The sequence below is a fragment of the Achromobacter sp. 1011791174 genome, assembly GCF_059760925.1.
Map to the genome: position 1 here is coordinate 22,380 of NZ_JCBANH010000074.1, position 10,814 is coordinate 33,193.

The following is a 10,814-nucleotide window of genomic DNA, read 5'->3' on the forward strand; positions in this document are numbered from 1 at the left end:
GATCTTTACTTTTGGCCGGCCATCAGGCTGATGAACTTGTCGAACAGCACGACGATGTCGTGCGGGCCGGGGCTGGCCTCGGGGTGGCCCTGGAAGCAGAAGGCCGGACGGTCGGTGAGCTCGAAGCCCTGCAGCGTGCCGTCGAACAGCGAGACGTGCGTGGTGCGCGCGTTGGCGGGCAGGCTGGCCGCGTCGACCGCGAAACCGTGGTTCTGGCTGGTGATGAACACGCGCTTGGACGCCAGGTCCTGCACGGGGTGGTTGGCGCCGTGGTGGCCGGTCTTCATCTTGACGGTCTTGCCGCCCACCGCCAGGCCCATGATCTGGTGGCCCAGGCAGATGCCGAACACGGGCAGCTTCTGGTCCAGGAACTTGCGGGTGGCTTCGATGGCGTAGTCGCAGGGCTCGGGGTCGCCGGGGCCGTTGGACAGGAACACGCCGTCGGGATTGAGCTTGAGGACTTCGTCGGCCGTGGTCTGGGCCGGCACCAGCGTGATGCGGCAGCCGCGATCGGCCAGCAGGCGCAGGATGTTGCTCTTGACGCCGAAGTCGTAGGCCACGACGTGGAAACGGGACTGGTCGGGCGCGGTGTAGCCTTCGCCCAGCTCCCAGGTGCCCTGGGTCCAGTCGGCGCGGTCCTTGATGGACACGACGCGGGCCAGGTCCTGGCCGGCCATGCCGGGGAAGCCGCGCGCCAGCTCGACGGCGCGCTCGGCGTCGGCGCCGACGAAGATGCAGGCGCCCTGGGCGCCCTTCTCGCGCAGGATGCGCGTGAGCTTGCGGGTGTCGATGCCGGAAATGGCGACGATGCCCTGCTCGGCAAGGTACTCGGGCAGCGATTGCGTGGAACGGAAGTTCGACACGCGGGCCGGACAGTCGCGGACCACCAGGCCGGAGGCGTAGACGCGGTTCGCCTCGACGTCCTCGGCGTTGACGCCGGTGTTGCCGATGTGCGGATAGGTCAGCGTGACGATCTGGCCGCTATAGCTGGGATCGGTGAGAATTTCCTGGTACCCGGTCATGGCGGTGTTGAACACCACCTCGGCGACCGTATGGCCAGGCGCACCGATCGATACGCCTCGAAAAATGGTACCGTCCGCCAGAGCCAGAATTGCAGGAGGGAAGCGGTTGAGCCCCTCGGGAAAGAGTTGCGGCAGCACAGTAAACCCCGGTTTCAGAATCTATAATTAAACCTTCGGATTATACCTTGAGCGGCCCTAATCCCCGGGAAACCGCGCCAAATAAGGCCGAAACGGGTGATTTCATCCTGCCGGCCGCGCATCGTCGCCCGGCCGCGCGCCGGCCCGCGACATCGCGACGGTGATACGCTAGGGCCTGTTCCAGGTCGCCGCGCCCGGCAAGGGCTGCCGGCGGCCGCAATCCCCTAGCAGCGAGCCGCACCGCCCATGTCCAGCCAACTCGACGCATTGCGCCTTCACACCACCGTGGTCGCCGACACCGGGGACTTCGAAGCCATGAAGGCCTTGCGCCCCACCGACGCCACCACCAACCCGTCCCTGATACTAAAGGCCGTGCAGCAGGACGCCTACCGCCCCCTGTTGGAACGGACCGCGCGCGACCATCGCGGCGCTTCGACCGCCGAACTGATGGACCGCCTGCTGGTGGCCTTCGGCCAGGCCATCCTGAACATCGTGCCGGGCCGCGTGTCGACCGAGGTCGACGCGCGCCTGTCCTTCGACACCCGCGCCACCGTCGAGCGCGCGCGCAGCCTGATCGCGCTGTATGAAGCGGCCGGCATCGCGCGCGAGCGCGTGCTGATCAAGATCGCCTCCACCTGGGAAGGCATCCAGGCGGCCCGCGCGCTGCAGGCCGAAGGCATCCGCTGCAACCTGACGCTGCTGTTCTCGCTGCCGCAGGCGGTCGCCTGCGCCGACGCCGGCGTGCAACTGATCTCGCCCTTCGTGGGCCGCATCTACGACTGGCACAAGAAGGTCGCCGGCGCCGGCTGGGACGAGGCCGCCAATGCCGGCCCGAACGATCCCGGCGTGCTGTCGGTGACCCGCATCTACCGCTACTACAAGCAGTTCGGCATCGCCACCGAGATCATGGGCGCCAGCTTCCGCAACGTGGGCCAGATCCTGGCGCTGTCGGGCTGCGACCTGCTCACCATCAGCCCCGAGCTGCTGAACAAGCTGGCGGCCACCGAAGGCGACGCGCCCGCGCAGCTGCGCGCCGGCGATGGCGCGGGCCACATCGCCCGCATCGCCTCGGACGAGATCAGCTTCCGCGGCCTGCTCAACGAGGACGCCATGGCCACGGAAAAACTGTCCGAAGGCATCCGGCTGTTCGTCGCGGACGCGGTCAAGCTGGACGCGCTGATCGAAGCGCAGCGCGGCTAGGCTCCACGGCGGGCAAACAAAGGCCGGGCGGCAAGCCCGGCCTTTTTTATCCTGTCTCGCGCCGCAGCCGCCTGCAGCCGAGCTCGCCATCAGCGGTGATCGTGCGTATGGACCTGCAAGGCTTCCAGGAAGCGCGACACCATGTTGTAGGCAGCCACCGTGGCCGTCAGCTCGACCAGCAGCTTGTCGCTGCCCATGGCCTGGCGCGCGGCCTGGAACACGGCGTCGGGCACCTGCACCTGACGCGTCATGGCGTCGGTATAGGCCAGCACGGCGCGCTCGCGCGCGTCGAACAGCGCCGAGTCCTGCCAGCCGTCCAGCGCATCCAGCTGCGCCTGCGTCACGCCTTCCTTCAGCGCGATCGGCGCGTGCTGGTCGGCCTCGTAGGGCGCGCCGTTCAGCACCGCCACCCGCATGATGACCAGCTCGCGCAGGTCGCCCGGCAAGGTGCTGAGCTGGCGGATCGAGGTCAGGTAGTTGAGCCAGCCGCCGGCCACCGCCGGGCTGTGCAGCAGCATCTGGTACAGATGCAGCACGCTGCCGCGCTCGGCGACGATGCGCTCGACCAGCGGCTGGGCCTCGGGATGGGACAGGTCTGCGTAGGGGATGCGCGCCATGGTCTGGCTCCGTTCAGATTTTTTCGGTTTCGCCCGACTTGGGCTGCCACTTCATCAGGCGCTTCTCGCCCAGGCCGACGATGTAGTCCAGCGCCAGCGCGAACGCCGTCAGCACCACGATGCCCGCGAACACGGTGTTCACATCGAAAGTGCCCTCGGCCTGCAGGATCAGGTAGCCCACGCCGCTGGCCGAACCCAGGTACTCGCCCACCACCGCGCCCACGAAGGCCAGGCCGACGGAGGTGTGCAGGCTGGAGAACACCCAGCTGGTGGCGGACGGCAGGTACACGTGGCGCAGCAGCTGGCGGCGGCGCGCGCCCAGCATGCGCGCGTTGTCCAGCAGCGTGGGGCTGACCTCGCGCACGCCCTGGTAGACGTTGAAGAACACGATGAAGAACACCAGCGTCACGGCCAGCGCCACCTTGGACCAGATGCCCAGGCCGAACCACATGCCGAAGATGGGCGCCAGGATCACGCGCGGCATCGAGTTGGCCGCCTTGATGTAGGGATCCAGGATCGCGCTGGCCAGCGGCGACAGCCCCAGCCACAGCCCCGCCCCCAGGCCCGCCGCCGTGCCGATGAAGAACGCCAGCACGGTCTCGGTCAGCGTCACCCACAGATGCGTGTAGATGTCGGCGTTGGTGATGAACCACGCCCAGATGCGGCCCCACACCTTCAGCGGCTCGCCGAAGAAGAACGCCACCTTGGGATCGCGCGAGGCCAGATGCCAGACGCCCAGGATCACGACCAGCAGCAGCAACTGCCAGAAGCGCAGGCTGGCCGAACCCGGTTTGATCAGAGACTTCGACATGTCAATCTTCCGTTCTGCAATTGCACCCCCCTTTTGCCACAGACACGCCTCACGACCAAAGTAACGGCCGCCATCAAAGCCAGACTGCCGTCAAAGCGGGGCCGCCGCGGAGCCGGCTTTGCCGGGCCGCCCGCGGCGCCCCCCTGGGGGGGGAAGCGCCGCAGGCGCTTCGGGGGGGATCATTTCCTTTGTTGCGCATAGCCCTTGAGCACTTCCTCGCGCAGCACGCCCCAGATCGCGGCGTGCAGCTCGACGAAACGCGGATGAGTGCGCACCTCGGCCACGTCGCGCGGACGCGGCAGGTCGATGGCGAACTCGCCGATCGGATGCGTGCCGGGCCCGGCCGACAGCACCACCACGCGGTCGCTCATGGCGATGGCCTCGTCCAGGTCGTGAGTGATGAAGAGCACGGCCTTGCGCTTGGCCATCCACAGGTCCAGCACTTCGTTTTCCATCAGCTGGCGCGTCTGGATGTCCAGCGCCGAGAACGGCTCGTCCATCAGGATGATGTCGGGATCGCGGATCAGCGTCTGCGCCAGCATCACGCGCTTGCGCATGCCGCCGGACATCTGGTGCGGGTAGCGGTCCTCGAAACCGCCCAGGCCGACGCGGCGCATCCATTCGCGGCCCCGCGCCTCGCCTTCCTGGCGCGGCACGCCGGCGAAATCCAGGCCGGCCATCACGTTGTCCAGCGCGCTGCGCCACGGCAGCAGCGCCTCGCCCTGGAACATGTAGCCGGCGCGGGCATTGATGCCCGACAGCGGCTGGCCGAAGACCTTGACCTGCCCCGAAGACGGCGCCAGCAGGCCGGCGCCGACGTTCAGCAAGGTGGACTTGCCGCAGCCGGTGGGGCCGACCACGGACACGAACTCCCCCGGCGCGATGGCCAGGGAGGTGTCGCTGACCGCGGTGTAGCGTTGCGAGCGGTCGTCGCGGGAAACAAAGGTGCAGCTGATGTTTTCCAGCGCGAGCGCGGCTTCAGCCATTGGGGTACTTCTCGTTGGCGCGGCGCGCGAAATCGTTGGTCCAGACCTTCGAGGCGTCGATCTTGGCGGCGTCGAAATCGGCCTGGTAGGCAGCCAGCGCCTTGAGCGCGGTGGCCGCGCCGTCTTCCGGGATCAGCCCGTCGGGCGACAGGCCTTCCAGGCTCTTGGAGATGGCGGTCTTGTACACGGCCGGGTCGCCCAGCAGATAGCTTTCGGGCACGACCTTGGCGATTTCATCGGGGCCGGCCTTCTGGATCCACTTGTCGGCGCGCACCAGCGCGTTGGCCAATGCCTGGGTGGTGTTGGGATTGGCGTCGATGAAGGCCTGCGGCGCGTACAGGCAGCCGGCCGGCATATTGCCGCCGAAGATCGCCTGCGTGTCCTTGAGCGTGCGCGTGTCGACGATGATCTGGATCTCGCCCGGCATCTCCAGCATGGACACCACCGGGTCGGTATTGGAGATGGCGTCGATCTGGCCACTACGCAGCGCGGTCACCGCGCCCGCGCCGGCGCCCACGCCGATGATGGACACGTCGGAGGCCTTCAGGCCGTGCCTGGCCAGGAAGAAGTTGACCACCATGTTGGTGGACGAGCCCGGCGCGGTCACGCCGATCTTCTTGCCCTTGAGGTCCGCCGGGCCCTTGTAGCCGGGCATGGCCTTCTTCGACACGCCCACGCCGATCATGGGCGCGCGGCCCTGCAGCGCGAAGGCGCGGTAGAACTGACCCTTGGACTGCATGGCCAGCGTGTGCTCGAAGGCGCCCGACACCACGTCGGCGCTGCCTCCCACCACGGCCTGCAGGGCCTTGGAGCCGCCGGCGAAGTCGGCGATGCTCACGTCCAGCCCTTCGTCCTTGAAGTAGCCCCGCGCTTCGGCGATGGATAGCGGCAGGTAGTAGATCAGCGGCTTGCCGCCGACGGCGATCTGAACCTTGGTCTTTTCCAGCTTCTGCGCGCGCACGATGGCGGGGGCCATGCCCATGACGCCGGCGGCGCCGGCCATCTTGAGCAGATCACGACGAGTGACTGTCATTGCTTGTCTCCTGGTTCTCGGGCCTACCGATGGCGCCGGTCTTCGCCAGCTCGTCGATAGCCGCTGAATCATACCCCAGCGATTTCAGGACTTCCTCGGTATGTTCCCCTAATTCCGGCCCGATCCAGCGCGTGCCGCCAGGGGTTTCGGACAGCTTCGGCACCACCGCCGGCAGCTTGACCGGTGAGCCGTCGGTGAAGCGATGCTGCTCGATCATGCCGCGCGCCAGGAACTGCGGATCGGCGAACATGTCGGCCACGCTGTAGATCTTGCCCACGGGCACATCGGCCCGTTTGAGCGTATCCAGCGCCTCGTCGATGCCGCGTCCGCCGCACCATTGCTGAATGGCGCCGTCGATCTCCTCGACGCGGCGGGCGCGGCCGTCGTTGCGCGCCAGATCGGGATCGGTGGCCAGGTCTTCGCGGCCGATGGCCTGCATCAGGCGGCGGAAGATGGCGTCGCCGTTGCCGGCGATGACCACGTTCTGGCCGTCGCGGGTGGTGTAGGTGTTGGATGGCACGATACCCGGCAGCGCGCCGCCGGTGCGCTCGCGCACCACGCCGGCCACGTCGTACTCGGGCACCAGGCTTTCCATCATGTTGAACACGGCCTCGTACAGCGCCACGTCCACCATCTGGCCCTGCCCCGCCCGGCAGGCCTCGCCAGCCTGGCCGTTCCAGCGGCCGCCTGTGGCGTCGCGATGGCGCAGCGCCATCATCGCGCCGATCACGCCATGCAGCGCGGCGATCGAATCGCCGATGGAGATGCCGACCCGCAGGGGCGGCCGGTCCGGATGGCCCGACACATAGCGCAGGCCGCCCATGGATTCGCCGATGGCGCCGAAACCCGGCTGGTCCTTCATCGGCCCGGTCTGCCCGTAACCGGACAGGCGCACCATGATGGTCGCGGGATTCAGCGCGCGCAGCTGCTCGTAGCCCAGGCCCCACTTCTCCAGCACGCCGGGGCGGTAGTTCTCGACCACCACGTCGGCCTCCAGCGCCAGCTGACGCGCGATGTCGCGGGCGCGCGGATCCTTGAGGTTGAGCGCGATGGAGCGCTTGTTGCGCGCCTGCACCGACCACCACAGCGAGTTGCCCTGGTGCAAATGGCGCCAGCTGCGTATGGGGTCGCCGCCGCCCGAGCCGTCCGGGCCGTGCGGGGTTTCCACCTTGATGACGTCGGCGCCGAATTCGCCGAAGATGCGCGCCGCGAATGGGCCCGCGATGAGCGTGCCCAACTCCAGGACTTTCAGCCCCGTCAAAGCCGACATGATGAGCTCACCCCCGAAGCGCTACGCGCTTCCCCCTCAAGGGGGCGTCGCTGCGGACTGGCAAAGCCAGCTCCGCGCAAGGCCAGTCCCTCCCCCGAAGCGCTACGCGCTTCCCCCTCAAGGGGGCATCGCTGCGGACTGGCGAAGCCAGCTCCGCGCGACCCCGCAGGACCATGTCAGCAGCATGCGACAAGTAATAGACAGCTGGCATTGTTCGTCTCCTTTTCTAATGCGCGAGCACCGCAGGCGACGTGCCAGGCCTAGGTGCTCTTGCGCTCCATCAGTGCCCAGGCGATGGTGCCGGCGTCCACGTACTCAAGCTCGCTGCCCGCCGGCACGCCGCGCGCCAGCCGAGTGACCTTCAGCCCGCGCTCGGACAGGGCCTCGCCCAGGAAGTGGGCGGTGGTCTCGCCCTCGGCGGTGAAGTTGGTGGCCAGGATGACTTCCTGCACCACGCCGTCGGTGGCGCGACGGATGACGCGGTCGAAATCCAGCTCGCGCGGGCCGATGCCCTCCAGCGGCGCGACCCGGCCCATCAGCACGTAGTACAGGCCACGGTAGCCGTGGCTGGACTCGATCATGTTCTGGTCCGCCGGCGTCTCGACGATGCACAGCAGCGAGGGATCGCGCTTGGGATTGGCGCAGGTGGAGCAGATCTCGTCTTCGGTGAAGCTGTTGCAGCGCGCGCAGTGGCGCAGGTTCTGCACCGCGCCTGCCAGCGCCCGGCCCAGCATGTCCGCACCCTGCAGATCGTGCTGCATCAGGTGGTAGGCCATGCGCCGGGCCGAACGCACGCCCACGCCGGGCAGGCGCCGCAGGGCCTCGATCAGCGAGACCAGTGGTTCGGGTTCAGGCAGTTGGGGATCCATGACGCGGCGGCCTCAACCAGGCTAGTCAGTTGTCCGTGGCGCGGGCGCGCGACATCAGAAGGGGAACTTCATGCCCGGGGGCATGGGCATGCCGGCGGTCACCGACGCCATCTTTTCCTGCGAGGTCGCCTCGGCCTTGCGCAGCGCGTCGTTGAACGCCGCGGCCACCAGGTCTTCCAGCATGTCCTTGTCGTCGCCCAGCAGCGACGGGTCGATGGCGACGCGCTTGACGTCGTGGCGGCAGGTCATGGTGACCTTGACCAGGCCGCCGCCCGAGGCGCCCTCGACCTGGATCTCGGCCAGCGCGTCCTGCGCCTTCTTCATGTTTTCCTGCATCTGCTGCGCCTGGCGCATCAGGCCGGCCAGTTGTCCTTTCATCATGGCGATGTTCCTTGAACTAAGGGGTGTGATCGGGAATGTGCCGCCGCGCTAGCGGGCGGCGGAGGCGTCCACGTGGCGGACCGAACCGGCCACCACCTGGCCGCCGAAATCGGATACCAGGGCCTGCACGAAGGGATCGACGGCGACCGCGTCCTCGGCGGCCTGCTGGCGCGCGGCACGCTCGGCCTGGGCCACGGCATGCGCAGTGGCATCGCCGACCGCGCCCACGTCCACGTCCAGGCGGATGCCCTGGCCGAAGTGTTCGCACAGCACGGTCTGCAGGCGCACGCGGCTTTCGCTTTCGGCCAGCGTCTTCACGGCCACGCGCAGCACGATGGCGTCGCCCTGCACGCCGACCCATTCGCTCTGGCGCGCCAGTTCGGCCGCCAGGCCGGTGACCGGCAGGCGCGCGGCCAGCTCGGGCCAGGAAGCCTGCGTCATGTCGGCGATGCGGGCGCGGGACTGGCGCTTGCGCGTGGGCGGCACTTCTCGGCGGACCGGCGCGGCGGCGGCCGGCGCGGCCGATGACGGCGCGCTGGCCAGCGTTTCGAATTCGTCATCCGGATCGGACGTGAAGCCGCTGTCCGGCACGAAGCCGCCTTCGGCTTCGTAGGGAATTTCCTCATCGACCCAGGACGGCGGGCCATCGGGTTCATCCTGCGCCGGCGCGGGCGCCGTGACTGCGGAGGCCGCCGGCGTCACTGCCAGCGCGGCGGCGCCGGGCTTGGCTTGTACGGCGGCAGGCGCGGCATCGGGCAACTCTTCCCAAGGCGGCACGCCTTCCGGCGCGGACTCGGGCGCGGCGGAAGGCTCGGCCGGCCTTGCAGGCGCGGCCTGAACCACGGGGGCAACGCTTGCGGATTCCTCCGTGGCTGGCGCGGCAGGCATGCCGGATTGCGGGGCAACGGCCTGGGACGCGGCCGCTTGCGGTGCGACGGCTGGCGTTGGCTGCGCGGGCGCAGCGGATTCAGGCGCGACGACAGGCGCCGGGGCTGGCGCAACCGACGCTTCGACCTCTGCCGCTTGCGGATGCGGCGCAGCCACGGGCGCCGGGGTCGAGACAGGCGCGGCGGCGGCCACGGCGGGTTCGGCCGTCTGGCGCGCCGGCGCGGCCGGCGCTTCCAGCGCGGTCTGCGGGCCGGCCTCGCCGTTCAGCGCCAGCATGCGCAGGCAGGCCATGATGAAGCCGGCGTATTCGTCGGGCGCCAGCGTCAGCTCGCCGCGGCTGTGCACGGCGACGGAATAGAACAGCTGGACGGCGTCCGGATGCAGGGCCTGCGCCAGCCGCGAGATATCGGCGGCCAGCGGGTCTTCCGCCGGCGTGACGCCGGTCACGCGCTGCTCGATCGCCACGCGCGAGAGCAGCACCGCCAGGTCCGCCAGCGCGCCGGCATAGGACAGGCCACGGATGGCCAGTTCGTCGGCCACGGCCAGCACGCCCTTGGCGTCGCCGGTGGCCAGCGCGTCCAGCAGCCGCACCAGATGACGCTGGTCGATCGTGCCCAACATGCCGCGCACGGCTTCTTCGGTCAGGTTGCCGGCGCTGTAGGCGATGGCCTGGTCGGTCAGCGACAGGGCATCGCGCATGGAGCCGGCGGCCGCCTGGCCGATCAGGCGCAGCGCGGGAATCTCGAAGCCGACCTGTTCCTGGCCCAGCACGGCCTGCAGATGGCCGACGATGGAGTCGGCCGGCATCTGCTTCAGGTTGAACTGCAGGCAGCGCGACAGCACGGTCACCGGGATCTTCTGCGGATCGGTGGTCGCGAGGATGAATTTGACGTGCGGCGGCGGCTCTTCCAGCGTCTTGAGCATGGCGTTGAACGCATGCCCGGTCAGCATGTGGACTTCGTCGATCATGTAGACCTTGAAGCGGCCCGCGCCCGGCGCGTAGACGGCCTGCTCGAGCAGCTGGGTCATTTCCTCGACGCCACGGTTCGAGGCCGCGTCCAGTTCGAGGTAGTCGACGAAACGGCCGGAATCGATCTCGGTGCAGGCGCGACAGACGCCGCAGGGCTTGGAGGTGATGCCGGTTTCGCAGTTGAGCGACTTGGCCAGGATGCGCGACAGCGTGGTCTTGCCCACGCCTCGGGTGCCGGTGAACAGCCAGGCGTGGTGCAGTCGCTGGGTGTCCAGCGCGTGCGTGAGCGCGCGCACCACGTGATCCTGTCCCACGAGGGTATCGAACGATCGCGGCCGCCACTTGCGGGCCAGTACCAGATAAGTCATGGCTGGATTGTAGAGCCTTTGCAAGAGCCGTTGCCTACCCCCGCGAAATGCAAAAGGGACGGAATCATCTTCCGGGGAATCCCCCGTGGAAAATAACCCCGTCCCCTTTGCGAAAACCGGTTGGCGAGCCTGACTCCGGCACTGACCCTAAACGACTATGGCTGCTTCGTTCCCGACCTGACCAGGTTCACCGTCGAACCATGCGGAGGGGCCCGCCAGCACGAATTCTAGCAGAGCTGCGCTCTGCCTGCGAATTCGTGC

The 10,814-nt window shown here is 68.4% G+C and carries 10 protein-coding genes and 1 other RNA gene; 1 reads left to right on the forward strand and 10 read right to left on the reverse strand.

All coding sequences use genetic code 11. The features are described from left to right. Window positions 1-5: 5 nt before the first annotated feature. On the reverse strand, window positions 6-1,160 hold the full coding sequence (gene carA, locus AC6LJ5_RS21990) for a glutamine-hydrolyzing carbamoyl-phosphate synthase small subunit (protein WP_199770908.1): 1,155 nt from the start codon (window positions 1,158-1,160) through the stop codon (window positions 6-8). A 246-nt stretch (window positions 1,161-1,406) separates the two neighbouring features. Between carA and tal the strand changes: the two genes are divergently transcribed. After that, window positions 1,407-2,360 carry a transaldolase gene (tal, locus tag AC6LJ5_RS21995; RefSeq protein ID WP_392409718.1) on the forward strand — a complete coding sequence of 318 codons (954 nt, stop codon included), beginning with the start codon at window positions 1,407-1,409 and terminating at the stop codon, window positions 2,358-2,360. Window positions 2,361-2,449: 89 nt separating this feature from the next. Here the strand turns inward: tal and AC6LJ5_RS22000 are convergent, their stop codons facing one another. From AC6LJ5_RS22000 to ffs, 9 genes are all read right to left on the reverse strand, one after another. Continuing rightward, window positions 2,450-2,977, reverse strand: a complete 528-nt coding sequence (locus tag AC6LJ5_RS22000) for a carboxymuconolactone decarboxylase family protein (RefSeq protein WP_103275748.1) — start codon at window positions 2,975-2,977, stop codon at window positions 2,450-2,452. Window positions 2,978-2,990: 13 nt separating this feature from the next. Beyond that, a complete protein-coding gene (locus tag AC6LJ5_RS22005) occupies window positions 2,991-3,788 on the reverse strand; it encodes an ABC transporter permease (RefSeq protein ID WP_498141617.1) in 798 nt (265 codons plus the stop codon). A gap of 179 nt (window positions 3,789-3,967) precedes the next feature. Then, window positions 3,968-4,774: an ABC transporter ATP-binding protein gene (locus AC6LJ5_RS22010; RefSeq protein WP_498141618.1), complete on the reverse strand. Its 807-nt coding sequence runs from the start codon at window positions 4,772-4,774 to the stop codon at window positions 3,968-3,970. Further along, the gene (locus AC6LJ5_RS22015; protein WP_392409716.1) at window positions 4,767-5,807 is read right to left on the reverse strand and encodes an ABC transporter substrate-binding protein; all 1,041 of its coding nucleotides are present in this window, start codon (window positions 5,805-5,807) and stop codon (window positions 4,767-4,769) included. Before AC6LJ5_RS22015 ends, AC6LJ5_RS22010 begins: the two co-directional genes overlap by 8 nt. Then, a complete protein-coding gene (locus AC6LJ5_RS22020; protein WP_498141619.1) occupies window positions 5,788-7,077 on the reverse strand; it encodes a CaiB/BaiF CoA transferase family protein in 1,290 nt (429 codons plus the stop codon). The genes AC6LJ5_RS22015 and AC6LJ5_RS22020 overlap by 20 nt, the downstream gene beginning before the upstream one ends. Before the next feature lie 260 nt (window positions 7,078-7,337). Continuing rightward, on the reverse strand, window positions 7,338-7,946 hold the full coding sequence (gene recR / locus AC6LJ5_RS22025; protein ID WP_103275753.1) for a recombination mediator RecR: 609 nt from the start codon (window positions 7,944-7,946) through the stop codon (window positions 7,338-7,340). A 54-nt stretch (window positions 7,947-8,000) separates the two neighbouring features. After that, entirely contained in the window at window positions 8,001-8,327 is a 327-nt protein-coding gene (locus AC6LJ5_RS22030) for a YbaB/EbfC family nucleoid-associated protein (RefSeq protein ID WP_103275754.1), read from the reverse strand. 48 nt (window positions 8,328-8,375) lie between these two features. Next, window positions 8,376-10,553 (reverse strand): DNA polymerase III subunit gamma/tau, encoded by a 2,178-nt coding sequence (locus AC6LJ5_RS22035; RefSeq protein ID WP_498141620.1) that lies wholly within the window; start codon window positions 10,551-10,553, stop codon window positions 8,376-8,378. Between the two features lie 119 nt (window positions 10,554-10,672). Then, an RNA gene (ffs, locus tag AC6LJ5_RS22040) (signal recognition particle sRNA small type) lies at window positions 10,673-10,770 on the reverse strand. Between the last annotated feature and the right edge of the window lie 44 nt (window positions 10,771-10,814).